Source organism: Paenibacillus sp. FSL K6-1230 (assembly GCF_038002385.1).
In the GTDB taxonomy this organism is placed as follows: Bacteria; Bacillota; Bacilli; order Paenibacillales; family Paenibacillaceae; genus Paenibacillus; species Paenibacillus massiliensis.
Genome location: NZ_JBBOCK010000001.1, coordinates 3479427 through 3498000, shown reverse-complemented (window position 1 = coordinate 3498000; position 18574 = coordinate 3479427). Strand labels below are relative to the sequence as shown.

The 18574-nt window shown below is 47.3% G+C and carries 12 protein-coding genes; all 12 read left to right on the top strand.

Annotated elements, in window-relative coordinates:
• Positions 1-307: 307 nt before the first annotated feature.
• The 12 genes from MKX74_RS15310 (at position 308) to MKX74_RS15255 (ending at position 18558) form a co-directional block, all read left to right on the top strand.
• On the top strand, positions 308-2983 hold the full coding sequence (locus tag MKX74_RS15310; RefSeq protein ID WP_341179023.1) for a tetratricopeptide repeat protein: 2676 nt from the start codon (positions 308-310) through the stop codon (positions 2981-2983).
• A 521-nt stretch (positions 2984-3504) separates the two neighbouring features.
• The gene (locus MKX74_RS15305; RefSeq protein ID WP_341179022.1) at positions 3505-4953 is read left to right on the top strand and encodes an N-acetylmuramoyl-L-alanine amidase family protein; all 1449 of its coding nucleotides are present in this window, start codon (positions 3505-3507) and stop codon (positions 4951-4953) included.
• Positions 4954-5041: 88 nt separating this feature from the next.
• Positions 5042-5680: a GerMN domain-containing protein gene (locus MKX74_RS15300; protein WP_341180588.1), complete on the top strand. Its 639-nt coding sequence runs from the start codon at positions 5042-5044 to the stop codon at positions 5678-5680.
• A 210-nt stretch (positions 5681-5890) separates the two neighbouring features.
• Positions 5891-6601 (top strand): endonuclease III, encoded by a 711-nt coding sequence (gene nth, locus MKX74_RS15295; protein WP_341179021.1) that lies wholly within the window; start codon positions 5891-5893, stop codon positions 6599-6601.
• Positions 6602-6631: 30 nt separating this feature from the next.
• On the top strand, positions 6632-6901 hold the full coding sequence (locus tag MKX74_RS15290; RefSeq protein ID WP_018886145.1) for a hypothetical protein: 270 nt from the start codon (positions 6632-6634) through the stop codon (positions 6899-6901).
• 221 nt (positions 6902-7122) lie between these two features.
• Positions 7123-10830, top strand: coding sequence for a dynamin family protein (locus MKX74_RS15285; protein WP_341179020.1), 3708 nt, complete (start codon positions 7123-7125; stop codon positions 10828-10830).
• A gap of 360 nt (positions 10831-11190) precedes the next feature.
• The gene (locus MKX74_RS15280; protein WP_341180587.1) at positions 11191-12960 is read left to right on the top strand and encodes an ABC transporter ATP-binding protein; all 1770 of its coding nucleotides are present in this window, start codon (positions 11191-11193) and stop codon (positions 12958-12960) included.
• The gene (locus tag MKX74_RS15275; RefSeq protein WP_341179019.1) at positions 12957-14825 is read left to right on the top strand and encodes an ABC transporter ATP-binding protein; all 1869 of its coding nucleotides are present in this window, start codon (positions 12957-12959) and stop codon (positions 14823-14825) included. Before MKX74_RS15280 ends, MKX74_RS15275 begins: the two co-directional genes overlap by 4 nt.
• Positions 14826-14946: 121 nt before the next feature.
• Positions 14947-16131 carry a formate-dependent phosphoribosylglycinamide formyltransferase gene (purT, locus tag MKX74_RS15270; protein ID WP_341179018.1) on the top strand — a complete coding sequence of 395 codons (1185 nt, stop codon included), beginning with the start codon at positions 14947-14949 and terminating at the stop codon, positions 16129-16131.
• Entirely contained in the window at positions 16124-16582 is a 459-nt protein-coding gene (locus MKX74_RS15265; protein ID WP_028590728.1) for a GNAT family N-acetyltransferase, read from the top strand. The genes purT and MKX74_RS15265 overlap by 8 nt, the downstream gene beginning before the upstream one ends.
• A gap of 163 nt (positions 16583-16745) precedes the next feature.
• Positions 16746-17474 (top strand): CAP domain-containing protein, encoded by a 729-nt coding sequence (locus MKX74_RS15260; RefSeq protein ID WP_341179017.1) that lies wholly within the window; start codon positions 16746-16748, stop codon positions 17472-17474.
• Between the two features lie 226 nt (positions 17475-17700).
• On the top strand, positions 17701-18558 hold the full coding sequence (locus MKX74_RS15255; protein ID WP_341179016.1) for a GDSL-type esterase/lipase family protein: 858 nt from the start codon (positions 17701-17703) through the stop codon (positions 18556-18558).
• Positions 18559-18574 lie beyond the last annotated feature (16 nt).

The window sequence follows — 18574 nt, the reverse complement described above, 5'->3', positions numbered from 1 at the left end:
GTGGCCGCTACGGGCTCGGAGGTTCCTTCCACTCGCTGTTAAAGCCCGACTTCTGATTGGATTAAAGATATAGCGGTGGAAATCGGGCTTTAAAGGCGACCACTCCGTTGCTCCAGAAATCCTCCAACCCTCCGATAGTACGATGCACGGCTGATTTTATTATTAAAAATCGGTTGTAGTAGAAAAATTAGATAGCATATAAAAAAACTAATTCATTAATGTTTTCTATTGGAATGAAGCAGAATTATCAATTCTTCTGTGTTATTATTTAAGAAGTTTTTGATAATATTGGGAATGGTGGGGTATTGTGAAAATCAATGATAATAAGCTGCGTTTATTAAATGAAACTGTATATAACGAGTTAACAGCAATACTAAAAAAATTAAATAAACGTATTTACATTAAAATTTATGCTCTTGTTTATGAAAAGGAGAAAGCTTCTTCTCCTATTAAAACGTTTCGTATTAAGAAAACCGTAAGTAATGGTGAAAACTCGACTTCTACTTCCCAAGATGTACTGCAAACGATAGAGAATGTATACTCTGAACTCAAAATAGATGTCACAAAAGCAGGGAATACCTACGAAAAGATCAAAAAATATCTGAATCAAGATTGGAACAACAAAGGTAATCAGTTGATTGCAACTAACAGAGAAAAAACAACGGCTTCTTTTCATGATACTGAAGGTGAAGAAATCTTAAATAGCGAAAATCAAATCAACGACACACGTATACTGTATGTGAATCAAATGCCTTTTAACGATGAGAAATCGACTTGTTCAGTTGGTTACATACTAGAAATACGAAATGTCGATCAGCAAACACGTAGGATATTTTACGATATCCCGGAATTATCCTATTTAAGAATGGTTTTGGATTATTTTTTTAATGATTTTTTCGCTCTTTACGATGAATCTATTAAAATAAATAACTACACTTTTACAACGCAAGATACTATTGTGCGAAAGTACAATGAGGATGGAACCCAGTTTAACAGAAGGGTAACGCGCTTGTTTTTCGGGAAAATGCAGCATTACTTTCAGTGTAATTTTGTGTATGGTAAATTTGGAAGTGAGTTTGAAAACCAGCTAACTAACCAATATTACATCAACAGCTTACTGGAAAAAATAGATGATATTTCTACGTTAACTTATGAAAGTAGCAGTCCATTTGGATCCATACTGTTCATGAATAAAGACGTTATCACTGAGCAATCTATTGTTCGCTTTACAGTTACTTTCACAGAGGAAGATCGGATTCGTCTTGAAGATGCTAAGCGAATACGCAAACTATTGGAACTCACCAATGTAGAGAAGGACTTATACCTAATCGCTGATGAAAACGAAATATACGGGCTAGGAGAAGTGAAGTGGAATTTGCAAGGAGATATTCTGGCACTAAGACTCGACTTCACAGGGTTATCCAAATATAATCTTGTGCTGGTACGAACACATGAAGAATCTGAAATTGAAGGTGAACTGCATATTGAAAATGAGAAGAAATATTATCGTTCTAATCTTAGCTTAATCGAAACTGAACTAGTATCTGTATCTTTTAAAAACCCAAGATTAGGAGAGGAAGGATACAGTTCTGAGAAGTTTACAAGCCTTTTAAAAAGAGAGTTTTGGAAACATGAAGCGGATAATGATCAAATTAAGCTGAAAATAGATAGGCTGGATCAGGTCGTTCGCAAAGCGCGTGAGCAAAAACATGGCACTATGGTCGTTATAACGGAGAAGTTGATAGCTCAGCAAGAACTGAGCAAGCTTAGTAAACAGTCTACACTAATCGAGCCTAGTATTATTAATCCAGACTATATAAAGTTTTTAACGTCTATAGATGGCGCGATTTTTTTTGATACAGATGGTAACTGTCATGCAATTGGTGTTATTCTGGACGGTAAATCAAAAAAAGATATAGGTGATGCCAGTCGCGGTGCACGTTACAATTCAGCACATCGTTACTTACATAAACTGAAGGACGATGATGACAAGAAATGTGTAATTGTCATTATTTCCGAGGATGGAACGGTGGATTTGATCCCGGAACTGAAGTATGAAGATAAGCTATTAGGGATATCGGAAGAAGTTATCGACATGATAAATGAAGAATCTTATGATCCAGTCAAGCTTCGTGAAATGGAGGAAGAACTACTTCAATCGGAAATTGTTGACAGTGATTGGTTATTTAAAATTGGTGGGGTATATTATAGAAATAAGGACTATGACAAGGCTATAGAGTTCTTTGAATGTGGTCGCAAGCGAGCTGAAGCAAGTTTTATTCGCTCTCAATACTATAATATATGGGGCAATTGTTACGATAAAAATGAAAATTATATAACTGCTATAGATATGTATAAGTTGGCTTTAAAAGCTGTCAATAATGATCAATCTAAGGCTGTGTATTTAAGGAATATAGGTAATAGTTATCTTAAACTCGGTTTGAAAACGAAAGATACTGATAATTATAGAGAATCAATAAATTGGATTAGTAAATATATCGACCTAACAAAAGATAGTTCTATTAAGCAGTCAGCAGATATATTTTATATTAGAGGCTTATGCTATTTAAAGTTAAGCGAAGTGGAGAAAAAAACAGAAATAAAGAATTTACTATTAGATAATTCGATAAATGAATATAATCAAGCAATTGATATGGAACCAGAGGCTTATAATTACTATATAGGGAGATATCAGTCATATAAACGTTTAGGCCACGTCCAAGATTGTATTAAGGACTTAATTCAGGCTGAGTCTCTAAGGCATGATGATCAATATATTGATGAATTAGATAAATTATTAGGGGAATACCCTGATTATATTACCCTAGCAATGAATTTTTACAAAGGTTTGGTAGGTCAGGAGGTAGGATTTCGTCAATTAGAAGAACTGATAACAAAGTACGAGGCTACGGCCGAGTCAGGTATACAAATCGAGGAAGCAGCGGTAGCTACAGAATCTCAAAGGAGTGAGGACAAGAAATAAAGAAATTTTATTACTCCATTCATTCTAAGTGTTGTTACGTGCAGCGATGTAGCGGAGGGGCGAAAGATTTCTGGAGGAACGAAGTGTTCGCCTTTAAAGCCGGATTACTTCCACGGTCCCATCCTAGTTAATCAGAAATCCGGCTTTAACAGCGACTGGAAGAAACTTTCGAGCCCGTAGCTTCTCCCGCGACATTCTTTCCCTACAAACTGAGCCCAAATATGTACGAATCATTGAGTCATGCGACAAGAATTCGCCTCTTGTAGTGTGGCTTCTTTTGTATTCATTGACATAAGGATCACACTTTGGGCGTGAATCTATAGTCCTATTTCGCTATGCGCAATCCTGCATTTCGACAAATTTTCGTGCTAAAGCAGAATATTTTGCCGGGAAAAAAGAAATGTTTCGCAACTTTTGGAAGTGGGGAACGTCTAAAAGGTTGTCCGATATTGCGCAAGCATGCATTATCGGGACACTAGCCGGAGCATGTGGCAAAAATTCAAGAATGGTAGGGGTGAAGGATGAAGAAATTTAGCTTTTTATTGTTTCTATTTGTCTTCATGTGGGCGATTCCGGGCTACGGGCACGCAGCATCAGGTGGTGCTTCAATCTACCTTGACGGCGAGCGGATCAGTGTCCCAGGCGGCGCTAAAGTAGAGGTCGTGAATGGCAGTACGATGGTTCCCATTCGTGTGATCTCTGAGAACCTGAATTATGATGTGAATTGGAATCAGCAATCTCGAACGGTCAAGATCTCCAAAGACGGTACGAATATTGAGCTGGTCATTGGCAAGAAGACTGCTACCGTTAATGGACAAAGCAAGACGTTGATTGCTTCTCCACTCATACGCTCCGACATTACTTTGGTTCCACTGCGCTTTATTGCGGAGCAAATGGGTGTGGATGTGAGCTGGGATGCAAATAGTAAATCCGTATACTTAGTTACCCAGAACAGCGGCTCTGGAAACGGTGAGGTAACCCCGCCAGCTGCAGGAAATAATGGGACAGATGGAACAGAGGTCGTGCCGGGAGACACGAATGAGGGTCTTGCACTGGTGAACGGAATCAGCTTCAGTGACAACAAGCTGATTATTTCCACAACCAATGGTACGGTGCAACCGTCCACGTTCACGATGGCAGGACCAGACCGGATTGTCATTGATCTGCCCAATACGGCTTTTGCAGCTAATTTTGGAAGCATGCAGTCGCTGAATGAACAGCTCAGTGGGCAATTGGATGTATGGTCCAATGAGAAGGTATCTCAAATACGGTATGCACTATTCAGCGAAAATCCGTCTACCATACGTGTTGTAATGGATCTGACTGAGTCGATGAGTTATAGAGCTTACAATGAAGGCTCCAACCTGATTGTCGTGGATCTGGGCAATACGAACTCGAATACAGGCACTTCAACGCCAATCGGTCCGAATGGCAAGCCTGTCGTGGTTATTGATGCAGGACACGGAGACCAGGACCCAGGTGCTGTGAGCAAGAACAAGAAACGGGAAAAGGACTTCAACCTGACCATGGCTTTGAAGGTCGAGCAGGCCCTCAGTAAATATCAGGACATTGAGGTTGTATTGACCCGCAGTAATGATACGTTTCTGGCATTAAAGGAACGGGTACAAATAGCTGAGAACATGAATGCCGCAGCATTCGTATCCATTCATGCAAACAGTGCTTCCTCGGCTACGGCCAGTGGAACAGAGACCTACTATCAGCGGAGTGACAGCAAGGAATTCGCGAATGTAATGCACAAGCATTTTGCGGCAGCAACGGGACTTCCTGACCGGGGAATCCGCTATGGTAACTTCCACGTTATACGGGAGACGACGATGCCTGCAGTTCTGCTGGAGGCTGGATATTTAAGCAATACGAAGGATGAGGCCGCGCTCTTCTCAACAGCATTCCAGGATCGGGTAGCCAAGAGCATCGCTGATGCCATCGCTGAATATCTTGGATTGAATTAGGATGAACGCACACAGGCCATCGCTCAGTCAGTCAGATGAGAGATCAGCAGAGTGCACATCGGTGAGGAAGGAGGCGGATACAGTGAAGATGAAAGTCTGGCTAATTTGCATTTTTGCAGCAGTAGTAGTTTTAAGTGCTGGCTGTGCTGGTCGACAAGCAGCTCCTCCGGCAGCACCTGCGACTCCCACGGAGGAGGTATCGGGAGCTACTGAGCAGGAGACAGAGCAAGAAGCGGGTAATGATTCAGAGGGACAAGCTACCGATCCCGGTCTAGTGAATGCTCCGAATACGACCCCGACTGCCAGTGAGCAAGGTACTGGGGAGCAGGAGGTCGTGACCGAAACGATTAGAACGTACTATACGGATACGCAGCTAATGCAGCTAATCGAGACGAATAAGGAGATTACTTATCCAAGTCAGTTGGAGAAGTATATGGAGTCCTTCAAGACATTGCAAAAGAGCGATTCTGAGGACCAGCTTACCTTGTGGTCGGATCAGATTGTTGTTCACCAGATCAAGTTCGAGCAAGGCAAGCTGACCTTCGATATCGCGCTTCCGGATGAAGCTCGACTCGGTTCGGGTGGTGAAGCCTTGGCCATCGAAGCCTTCAAGCAGACGATGTTCCAGTTCGATGAAGTGAAGTCACTGGATCTACTCGTTGATGGCAAGGCACTGGACAGTCTGATGGGGCATGTAGAGCTAGAACATCCCATGACACAGGAGTAGCAGGAAAATGCTGCAATTGTGTGAAAAACTGAGTTTTTAGGTGCAATCCTTGTCATTTAATGTTACACTATTAGGGCGCATCGGGGCCAATAATTGGCGGTGCGCCCTAAATAGTAATCATTCCTTGATTTGGAGGATTATTTAGAATGACCGTCTTGATGCGGGCTTGCTGCCGTATCAAGGCGTTTTTTTTGGTAGGAGGTAGGATTCGTGAATACAGCCACAGCACGTCATATTCTGGATACGATCGCAACCATGTTTCCTGATGCTCATTGTGAACTGAATCACAGTAACGCTTTTGAACTGACGATTGCGGTTCTGCTGTCCGCACAGTGTACGGATGAGACTGTTAACAAAGTGACGGCGGATTTGTTTCGTAAATACAAGGCACCTGAAGATTATGTAGCGGTTCCTCTTGAGGAGCTAGAGCAGGATATCAGAAGGATTGGTTTGTACCGCAACAAAGCCAAGCACATTCAGAATCTCTGCCGCATTCTACTGGAGCAGTACAATGGTGAGGTGCCGCAAGCGCATGAATTGCTCGTTCAGCTACCGGGTGTAGGACGAAAGACGGCCAACGTCGTGGTATCCAATGCTTTTGGCGTTCCGGCCATTGCGGTAGATACTCATGTCGAGCGTGTCTCCAAGAGGCTGGGCCTCGCTGGCTGGGACGACAGCGTACTGGAAGTGGAGAAGAAGCTAATGAAGCGTGTGCCGCGCGAAGAGTGGACCCAGACGCACCATCGTCTGATTTTCTTTGGAAGGTACCATTGCAAAGCTCAGAATCCCCAGTGCCCGGTCTGTCCATTGCTGGAAGTATGCCGGGAAGGCAAGAAACGTATGAAAACCTCCCAGAGCAGGAAGGATAAGGAGAAGAGCAAGGTTTCTCCCAAGCCTGCATCTGCCCGCAAGACCGTTTAATTTTATGATTAGAAAAGGATGAGACAAACAATGAAGTGCATTTCCGTGTATACTGACAATTTTGAAGCTTTTTCCGACGTTTTTGAGCAAGTGCTGGATCGTGGTCTGTCCGAGAACGAAGAGACCGAGCTCGAAGGCATTACAGTAAGTCATTCAGGTGATGTACCTGATCATTATCTGGAGCGTATGTCCCAAAAGCCTGAGGTTGTCGTGATGAAGGACAAGTCACGCGGTATTACAATCCTGCAGCACGGTCAAGTATTTGAAATACTGCTGCCAGTGCTGGAGACGGTCAACTAATACGTGGCTTGAAGTACAGCATGCTGAATGCAGCAACAGATCTTCAGAGGGATTGGACCAATCCTTATGGATAAGTGATACATGAGCAGGACGGAATCTTGTTTCCGACCTGCTTTTTTTTTGCTGTTTTGTGCTACAATAGAATGAATTTAAAGTAATAAATGGCAAGCTGCAAATCGAGTATAGGTTAGATGAATTCGACAAGGAGTGGAACCGGGCTAATGAAACCAATGATCCACGAAGTGTCCGGAGCCATGGAACGCTTACAGGACTTTTTTCGTCAAGCGAATGATGCAACAGCCGCAGGAGCAGTAGGAGATTTGTTGAAAAAGGCACAGGCCGGGGAGCTGACCATTGCATTCTGCGGTCACTTTTCTGCGGGTAAATCCAGCATGATTAATGCCCTCTGTGGGCATCAGGTGCTGCCTTCAGGTCCTGTTCCGACCAGTGCCAATGTTGTAGCGATCCGCCAGGGGCAGCCGCGCGCTCTGATCTATGGAGCTCAGGCAGCGATGGCCGTGCCAACTGGGGCAGCAGGAACTGCTGTAGCTGTAGACACATCCCTGTCCGTAGACACGCCACTTGAGGTCAATGCGTCAGAGTTGGCTGATTACTGCAAGAATGGTGGAGATTATCGCTCCATTGAAGTATGGCAGGATATTGCTGTACTGGAGGGTGGCGGCGTATTGCTGGATACGCCTGGAGTTGATTCAACCGATCGTGGTCACGCTCTGGCAACGGATTCGGCTCTGCATTTGGCAGATGTCGTGTTCTATGTGATGGATTACAATCATGTTCAGTCTGAGAACAATCTTACGTTTGCCAAGAGTCTGTCGGATTGGGGCAAGCCTTTGTACCTCATCGTCAATCAGGTAGATAAGCATCGGGAGCAGGAGCTGTCGTTTGCGAAATATCGTTCATCTGTTGAAGAGAGCTTTCAGGCCTGGGAAGTTCATTATACTGATCTGCTGTTCAGCTCATTGATGAAGCCAGAGCTGCCCTATAACCAATGGGACCAGATTCCTGAGCTTATTCGCGCCCTGATTGCTCAGAAGGAATCGTTAGTCTCCTATAGCTTGCTGACGTCAATGCATGCACTCGCAGAAAGACATGTGCAGGCCGAGGATGAGCGAACAAGGGAGGAGCGGGAAGCTCTGCTGGAGCAGGCTGGTGGTGAGGAGCAGGTCAAGCATAATCAGCAGGCGCTAGCTGAGCTGCAGGAGCGTGACGAACTTCTGAGAACGCTTACGGATCGGGAACGGTCCAAATTCAGATCAGCGCTTGACACGATATTAGAGCAGGCACATTTAACCCCGGCTGAGCTGAGGGACGTAGCTGCTGAATATCTGGATACTAGAAGACCTGGCTTCAAGGCGGGCTTTTTGTTCGCTCAGGCGAAGACGGAGCGTGTAAAGGAAGAGAGGCTGGAGCAGCTGACACGCATGCTGCGGGAACAGGCTGAAGGACAGCTACTTCCGCATGTTCGGACACTGGTCCGTTCACTTGGACAAAGCCACGGGCTATGGAATGCAGAGCTGGAGGAGGAGCTTGCTGCTGCAGCACCGGTCATTGATAGCAAGCTTGTGCAGGAGCAGGTTAGGGAGTCGGCTATATCCAGAGAATATGTAATCCATTATTGCCAGCAGCTGCGCTCTGAGATCATTGCTCGTTATCGACAGGCGTCTCTAGGGCTGGCTGAACGAATATTCGATTCTCTGAAGCAAAAGACAACTCATGAACAGGAGGAGCTTGCTGAACAAATCGGAATAGCAGAGCAGAAGGCAGCTAGCGCACTGCGATACACCCAGCACCAATTGGAGGCAGAGGCTCACAAGGCGAAATTGCTGGCTGTCCTACCGGAAGTGGCAGGCCCACCAGCTCATATGCCGCACGTTCGACCGATGGATGAAGCGGTGCTGACAGCAATAACGGCCCAGGAGCACATACATGCTGGGAGGGTCGAATCCGTAGCAGCATCCGTACGCGGTACTATACATGAGAGCGCTGAAGCTGTAGCCAGTCCGGGCGATGGCGGGAGATTGCAGCGCTTAGAGCAAGCAGCCCGACAACTGCAAGCTGCTGCAAATATTGCTGCTCCATATCCAGCCTTGGATTCCTTGGTGCAGGCCCTAATGGAGCGTGCAACGACTCTATCGCAAGGGAAATTTACTCTCGCGCTATTTGGTGCATTCAGTGCGGGCAAGTCTTCATTCGCCAATGCTCTGCTTGGTGAGTCCGTCTTGCCGGTATCTCCACATCCAACGACGGCAGCCATTAATCGGATTATGGCTCCAGATCTGCAAGCAGGTCAGCACCATGGAACGGCTGCTATTCGGATGAAATCGGCCGAGGCCTTTCATGAGGACCTTGCTTACTCTTTTCGTTTGTTAGGCCTCGAAGATCCAGGTACGTCAGATTGGAGGCTGGCGGTAGAGCGCCTGACCCCTGCTGGTGTTCACCCTGCTGGACGGCCTCACTATAGCTTCCTTAAGGCTGCAGCTGCAGGCTGGGATCATATAGGTCCTTATCTGGGGCAGGAGCTAGTGGTTAGTATGGACGAATACAGGCAGTATGTAGCTGAAGAGAGCAGGTCATGCTTCGTAGACAGTATTGACCTGTATTATAGCTGTCCTCTGACCCAGCAAGGAATTGTCCTGGTCGATACGCCAGGAGCCGATTCCGTGAATGCCCGTCATACGGGTGTTACCTTTAACTACATGAAGCACGCTGATGCGCTTGTATTTGTGACCTACTACAACCACGCCTTTACCCAGGGCGATCGGCAGTTCCTGATGCAACTGGGCAGGGTGAAGGATGCCCTTGTTATGGACCAGACCTTCTTCGTTGTCAATGCTGCTGATCTATCCTCAGGGGAGGAAGAGCTGGCAGCCGTTGTACAGCACGTCTCGCAAGAGCTCCGTAGCACAGGGATTCGTCAGGCCCGAGTCTATCCTGTATCGAGTTTGCTAGCACTACAGGGCAAGTCGCAAGCTGATACAGAGAAGTATGAGCAGTCTGGATTTGCGGCGTTTGAGGAAGCCTTTGCATCATTTGCAGGGCAGGAGCTTGCAGGACTGTCGGTTCGTGCGGCTGCGCAGGATATCGGGCGGCTACGACAGCGCATGGAGCAATGGGCTGAGGCCGCATCTGAAGGCATCGAGGCACGAGAGCAGAAGCTGCTCACGCTGAAGACAGTTCAGACTGAGACGTCTGCAATTGCATCAGCATGGGCTTCCCAGCGCACAGTCACAGAGCTGGAGGGAGAGGGAGAGGAACTACTTTACCATGTGCGGCAGCGAATGGGCTACCGTATTCCCGAGTTCATATCGGGAGCGTTTCATCCGTCCGTGCTCAGAGAGGGCGCAGGAGATCTACGAGCGATCTTCGCGGCATGTGGGCGAGAGCTGCTTCGTATGCTGGAGATTGAACTAAGTCAGGAATTGCTTGCAACTACGCTGCGTATTGAGAAGGCGGGCAAGCAGCTTCTTCATCATGAAGCAGCACGTTGCTGCGAGGAGTTTAATGGGAAACTGGACGGTCTGGATTGCATTCCTCCAGAGGCCGGCGCTTGGTCTGTACCAGAGCTGGAGGATGTAGCGTTGCAGATCGGCAGCGACTGGAAGAGCTATTGGTCTTTGTTCAAGAATCCCAAGCACTTCTTCGAATCCCAGGGACGTCGTTCTCTTCAGCAGGCTTTGGAGCCGTTGCTTCGTGATGCAATCGCTGCGGAGACGAACCGATTGAAGGTCAGATTGTATGAGCATTATACAGAGCTTATCCGCAAGGAGAGACAAAGTCAGGCTACGCACCTTGAGCGACAGGTGGCGGATAGCATTAAAGGCATGGAGCAATCTATGTCGGGAGCAGAGGAGCCCGGGCATTGGCGGAAGCTGGCTGCAGAGCTGAGACAGCTGGAGGAATTGATCTAGCTAGCTCGCCTCGGGTACTAGCCACTAAATGGACCATTGAGAAAGAAGTCCATTTCAAAATCTTCAACAGCATAGTGCTGATAAATCTGCATATTATTGTAATAATGCAGCAAAGGTAGATAGGAGGCACCCCTGCCATTGGCAGGGGTGTTTTATGTCTATGAATGAATAAGAGTGGAAGTGCGAGTTATCTCCCATATTCCATTAAAAGAAAGCGATTTATTTTCAGGAATGGGGAACTATTGCCTGTGAAGGCGGAATTTGCCGGGATATCCTCTTTGCCGCTCTGTGAAAGCGGTGTTAAACTTCATAAGGCTGATGTACTTCATTTCATTAAAGAACATGATGGAGGGAAAACTCATGGACGTTCTCAGGCAACTGCAGGGCTTCTTCCGAGAACGAAGGCATTATTTGCTGCTTTCGATCCTTTGCCTTGCTATTGCGACTGCGCTCGGGTTAGTCTATCCTACCCTGCTGCGGTTGCTGATTGATGATGTCATTGTCCCAAGAGAGTTTGATGCAGTGCCCATTCTCGCCTTGTCTGCACTAGGCGTAGTGGTCCTCAAGGCAGGTATGCAATTCCTGCACGGCTTCTTCGGTGGACGACTCGGTAATTTCCTCGCTTATCGACTACGTAATGCCTGCTACGAAAAGCTTCAATTTTTATCTTTCCGTTACTACGATACAGCCAAGACTGGCGACCTTATGTCACGTCTGACAGGTGATCTGGAGGCGATCCGTAACTTTATCGGCTTCGGCTTCGCACAGCTCCTGAATGTATTACTGATGGTCATCTTCGGCTCAATCATGATGCTGTCCATCAATTGGCAGCTGACACTCATTACGTTAGTCAGTATGCCGCTTCTTACCTTCGTAGCTCTACGTTTTGAATCCAAAATCCACCCCACCTTTCAGGACATGAGGCTGGCGCTGAGCTCCTTGACAACAGCAGTACAAGAGAATATCACAGGTGTTCGGACCGTGAAATCTTTTGCCAGAGAATCCTATGAGGTTGAGAAGTTCTCCCTGCGCAACGAGTATTACAAGAACAATCAGATTGCAGCCGCTACTCTATGGAGTCGTTACTTTCCCGTCATGGAACTGCTGGCTACCTTCAGCATTGTCATCCTTATGGGTGCCGGCGGCTATCTCGTGATTCAGAACACCCTGACTCTGGGCGAGCTGGTTGCGTTCTTTAGCTTGATTTGGTACATTATCGGACCCATGTGGGGGATTGGCTTTCATATTAACAACTACACTCAATCCAAGGCATCGGGTGAACGTGTGCTAGAGCTGTTGAATCAGCCTGTCGATGTCCAGGATTCGCCAGCTGCGCGTTCGTTGGCGGATGCGGAGGTCCACGGACATGTCAAATTCGAGGAGGTTACCTTTGCGTACGGCAATAAGATGCCGGCTGTAGTTGATATTAATATTGATGCACCGCCAGGAAGTGTCATCGGCCTTCTCGGAGGTACCGGCTCGGGCAAGTCTACTGTAATTCAATTGCTCATGAGAGCCTATGATGTTAGCAAGGGGAGAATTACGCTCGATGGCATAGATATTCGTGAGCTTAAGATCAAGGATCTGCGCTCCCAGATTTCCTCGGTCTTTCAGGAGACCTTCCTATTCTCCTCCTCCATTCGTAATAATATTGCCTATGGCATGAGCTATGTCACCATGGAGGACATCATTCGTGTCTCGAAGCTCGCTAAGGCACATGATTTTATCTCGGAGCTTCCCGAGGGCTATGATACTGTGGTGGGTGAACGCGGCCTTGGTCTGTCAGGGGGGCAGAAGCAACGGATTGCGATTGCACGGGCTTTACTTAAGAATCCCAAGATTCTCGTGCTGGATGATGCCACGAGTGCAGTGGACATGGAGACAGAACACGAAATTCAGAGCGGCTTCCGCGAGGTGATGGAGGGCCGTACGACCTTTATCATCGCCCACCGGATCTCCTCCCTGCGTCATGCTGATGAGATTCTGGTGCTGGAGGAGGGGAGAGTCGTGCAACGCGGCACTCACAAGGATCTTATAGAACAGCCCGGACCTTATCAGGATGTGTATCACATTCAATATGCTGATCATATTGCACAGATGCAAGCTGCATCGGAAAAGGTGAATCCATGAGTATTCAGACAGAACGTTCCCCGCGCAGCGGCTCTTTCAAGCCGTCCGGAAATCCAGAGCAGCGGCCACAGAATGAGCGATTCGTGTACCAAGACGACAACGTAATTGACAAACCCTTTAACTGGGTAGAATTCAAGCGATTGTTCGCGTACATGAAGCCTTATGCAAGGCAAATGCTGCCGCTGATTATCGTCATGATGATTCTTGGAACGGTGACAAAGCTATCGGTGCCTTATCTTACTAGCCTGGCCATTGACCGTGCAATCGCACCACCGTCTCCTCTTCAGCCCAGCGTCAGTCTACTATTCCTGCTTACATCGGCAGTGTTCATACTTATCCTCATTCAATGGGGAGCCAATACTTATCGCATTAAATACACAAACATTATCGGGCAGCGGGTCATTTATGATCTGCGCTCCGATCTGTTCCGGCATATTCAGAAGCTATCGTTCAATTTCTTTGATAAAAGACCTGCTGGCTCTGTATTGGTGCGGGTGACGAATGATATTAACTCCTTACAGGACCTGTTCACTAATGGGGCCGTTAATGTAATGATCGACTGCGTGCAGTTGCTGGGCATTATTGTTATTCTGTTGCTCATCAATTGGAAGCTGGGTCTCGCCGTCATTCTGACTGTACCGATCATGTTCATTATCTCGACGAAGTTGAGGGTTAGAATTCGCAGAGCCTGGCAGGAGGTGCGGATGAAAAATTCCCGGATTAACTCCCATCTCAATGAATCTATTCAGGGCATTCGCGTTACTCAGGCTTACACACAGGAACAGGAGAACATGAGCTACTTTGACGGCATGAACAACTCCAGCAAGAGATCGTGGGACAAAGCATCCGCGATGAACCAAGGCTTCGGCCCTCTGATCGATATCACCGGCGGCTTCGGTACGCTGATCCTCTTCTGGTTCGGTTCCTATCTCATCCAGACAGATCAGCTCACGGTGGGCTTATTGGTAGCCTTTGCGACATATGTGGGTAACTTCTGGGAGCCTATCAATCGCTTGGGTCAAATGTATAATCAGCTGCTGGTGGCTATGGCTTCCTCCGAGCGAATATTCGAATTCATGGATGAACAGCCCTCGATTACCGACAAGCCAGGTGCCAAGGAGATGCCAACCATTCGCGGTGATGTACGCTTGAAGGATGTGGTCTTCGAATATGAGCCAGGCAGACAGGCGCTAAAAGGGATTCAAATAGATGTAAAGGCTGGGCAATCCATAGCTCTTGTTGGACATACGGGATCAGGCAAGAGTACGATCATTAATCTGTTGAGTCGTTTCTATGACATCACCTCTGGTGAGCTGACGATTGATGGTCTGGACATCCGTGATGTGAAGGTAGAGAGTCTTCGGAGCCAGATCAGTATCGTGCTGCAGGATACCTTTATTTTCTCGGGAACGATACGTGACAACATACGCTTCGGGCGGCTGGATGCAACGGATGAGGAGATTGAGAAGGCGGCCAAAGCTGTGCATGCGCACGATTTCATTATCAATTTGCCGAGGGGCTATGATACAGAGGTAGAGGAGCGAGGCAATGTACTGTCGATGGGGCAGCGGCAGCTTCTGTCCTTCGCCAGGGCACTACTGGCTGATCCCAGAATTCTGATTCTGGATGAAGCAACGGCCAGCATCGATACCGAGACTGAGTTGAAAATTCAGGATGCGTTGAAGGTATTGCTTCAGGGCAGAACCTCCTTCATGGTAGCGCATCGACTGTCCACCATTCGACATGCCGATAACATCATCGTACTGGACCATGGTAAGATCATCGAATCCGGTAATCATGACCAATTAATGAAAAAACAAGGTGTTTATCGCGGGCTTGTCGAAGCACAGTTCAGATTTGTGTAAAAAAAATCGTAAAAAAATCGCGTTTTTTGTAAATAAATTAGCGGAGCACTATTGCAATCTTGGGCCTGAACCCTGAAAATATAAGATGTTAGAGCTATATTGTCAGAGGGGGAAGGAACAGATGTGGGGTGCTCCATATTCATCCGGAGCCAAAAAGATGCTGCTGCTCGGCAGTGGTGAGCTCGGTAAAGAGGTCATCATTGAAGCACAGCGTTTTGGAGTCGAATGTATTGCGGTTGACCGCTATGCCAATGCTCCTGCGATGCATGTAGCTCATCGTTCACATTGTATCGACATGCAGGATGCTGATGCACTCAAGGCTCTGATTCGCCTTGAACAGCCCGATCTGATCGTCCCGGAGATTGAAGCGATTGCTACACAAGCGCTTATCGAGCTTGAAGAGGAAGGCTACAATGTCGTTCCTACAGCGAGAGCTGCTCGTCTAACGATGGACCGTGAGGGCATTCGGAGATTGGCAGCAGAGGAACTGAACTTGCCGACAGCCGATTACTGTTTTGCTGATAGTCTGGACGAGCTCCAGGCAGCTGTTGATGAGCTTGGTACACCGTGTGTGATCAAGCCACTCATGAGCTCTTCTGGCAAAGGTCAATCGGTATGCAGGCAGCCTGAGGAAGCAGCGGCTTGCTGGGAAGCAGCACTTGAGGGCGCGCGGGGTAAGACTGCAAGAGTCATCGTCGAGTCCTTTGTTCCTTTTGACAGTGAGATTACATTGTTGACTGTACGTTCGGTATCAGGAACGGTATTTTGTCCGCCGATCGGCCATATTCAGAAAGACGGGGATTATGTGGAATCCTGGCAGCCTCACTACATGTCGACAGAAGAGCTGCAAGAAGCGCAGGAAATTGCCAGAGCTATTACTGATGAGCTAGGCGGTTATGGCATCTTTGGAGTAGAGCTTTTCTTGACACCGAATGGTGTGGTCTTCAGTGAAGTGTCACCAAGACCTCATGACACAGGAATGGTCACGATGGTAAGTCAGGAGTTATCTGAATTCGCTCTCCATGCACGCGCAATACTTGGCCTGCCTGTTCACGATGTGAAGCTGATCGCACCAGGGGCGTCAGCTACGTTGAAGGCTGAGAGCTCAACTACTAACTTTACGATTGGTGGCTTGGAGGAAGCACTCGCCATACCAGGCACTCAGGTGCGGGTATTTGGCAAGCCAGAGACCAAGGTTGGCCGTCGTATGGCGGTTGCTTTGAGTACGGCGGAAGAAGTGGAGACGGCTCGTCAAACAGCTAAGCAAGCTGTAAATAAGCTGAAAGTGGAGGTATACCATGTCTAACAACGTTTTGGCTCCCGAGCTTACGATACGGTCCAGTAAGCTTGATGACAGTGAATGTATCACCGGATTAATGCGGGAGATTTGTTATCCGATGACCTGCGGTGTGATGCGCGAACGAATGGAAGCCATTGAGGGAGACGCTCATGCCATGATGATGATTGCTGAACTGGACGGCAAGGTAGTAGGTGCTGTCGGTGCACAGATTGTTCAAAGTCATGCTTATCCAGAGCCTGCAGCACAGATTACGCTATTGATTGTCTGCAAGGAGAACCGTGGTGAAGGAATCGGCAAGCGCCTGGTAGCATCTGCAGAGCAATGGGGGCGTGAGCAAGGCGGTAGCAGTCTTCTCGTAACCGGAGCGAACCGGGAACGTAATGCGGATGCTCTGGATTTTTATGAGCACATCGGATTTGAAAAACATGGATACCGAATTAGCAAGAAGCTTATTTAGCTTCTGATCTGTTAGAACAGCCTAGAGCTGTTCTTTTTTTGCCATTTGATTTCCAGTATTTAAGTTACCCTATCCGCCATCATTCGTGCTATACTGACACAGTAAACATGACAAGTTTGTAATCATTTTGTAATCAAATTTATTCACATGAGGAGTTGACGGAATGCAACGCACATGGAAAAAGATGTTAATGGCTAGTTCAATGACGGTGGCTCTGTCGGCCGCATTGGTAGCCCCTGCTTCGGCAGCAACAGGATCTTCACCGGAGGACCTGTCTTCATATTTGCAAAATTGGCTCCAAAATAATGGATATAAAGTAGTCGTACAGAAGGGGGAGGTTCAATGGCCTAGCACGCAGACGGAAGAGGCCAGCAAGCCAACCAAGCCTGCTACGACGACCACAGCGTCTCCAGAGGCTACGAAGCCACAGACTGCGCCAACCAAGCCTGTAGCGTCCCCATCGACGGGAACAAGCGGCAACACGAGTGGAAATAGCAGCGCCAGCGGGAACACACAGGACAAGTCCCAGTTTGCAGCCAAAGTAGTGGAATTGGTTAATGTAGAACGGAGCAAGGCAGGACTCGGTCCGCTGACAGTGCATACCAACCTGACCAAGGTTGCTGTTGAGAAGGCTAAGGACATGAGTGTGAACAACTACTTCTCTCATACTTCACCAACCTATGGTTCGCCATTTGATATGATGAAGCAATTTGGGGTCACTTATTCCTACGCAGGCGAGAATATTGCCATGGGTCAAAAAACGCCTGAAGAAGTCATGAAGGGCTGGATGAATAGTCCTGGACACAAGGCGAATATCTTGAACAAGAACTTCACGATGATCGGTGTAGGGTATTACAACGGCTATTGGGTACAGGAGTTCATTGGAAAATAAGAATTCATTTGAAGGAGCGGTTCCCTGACAGGGGGCCGCTTTTTTCTGTCCATACTCTTTAGCTATTATCCCCTAAATTATTCAAAATCCATCATACATGAATCACAATTCAATTTACGTAATACAAGCTTGCGAGGGACGAATCCTGCCGTCGCAGGGTGTAGTATTTGCAAAATATGCCTGGAACCTATATCTTAATTACATTAGCTTTCGGGAGGGAATGGAAGTGAATTCGACAACTTGGATTTGGCGCACGGTAGGTTCTGTGTCGGCAGCGGCTACGCTACTGCTGTTATTTGGCTTCATCTCTGCAATAAATACGATCGTAAATCCATCCTCAGGAGGTGCAGCTCCTACCCCGGATCAGCAGACAGCACCGTCAGCGAACCCGGTAGGCGGAGCAGATGAAGCCTCCGAGATTCGAATAGCAGCTATTGGTGATTCGCTCGCCAAGGGTACGGGTGACGATACAGGTAATGGCTTTGTCAGAAGAACGGTCCAGATTCTGAACGAGCAGGAGGGCCGTAGTGCCCGTCTGATTAACAATCTTGGAATTAATGGACTTACGACAGAGGGGTTGCTGACCAAGCTCGATGAGCCAGGAACGTCATATGTGCTGAAGGAAGCGAATCTGATCATGCTCTCGATAGGTGGTAATGATCTGTTTGCAGGTGTACAGGCTACGGAAGGCACAGGTGTACCACCGACAGCCGAACAGTTAAGAGCGGTACTTCCTGCTGCCCAGGAGCGAGTTGCGCAAGTGCTGGAGAAGCTGCATACGATAAATCCAAATGCCAAGGTTGTGTACCTTGGGCTATATAATCCCTTCGGGGATTTGAAGGAATATCAGGTGCCAGGAAATGCAGTTGTAGCGGAGTGGAATCAATCTATATTAGCGTTAATGAGCAAGCATCAGAACATGGTTCTGATTCCTAGCTTCGACTTGTTTCAGCAAAATCTGCAGTCTTATCTGTCCTCTGATCATTTTCATCCGAATGGAGATGGATATCAAGCGATAGCAGAGCGAGTTGCACAAGGATATGGTCCTGCACCGCTGTCGAAGAAGGAGGAGGCACAGCCATGAACCAGATAATATCTAA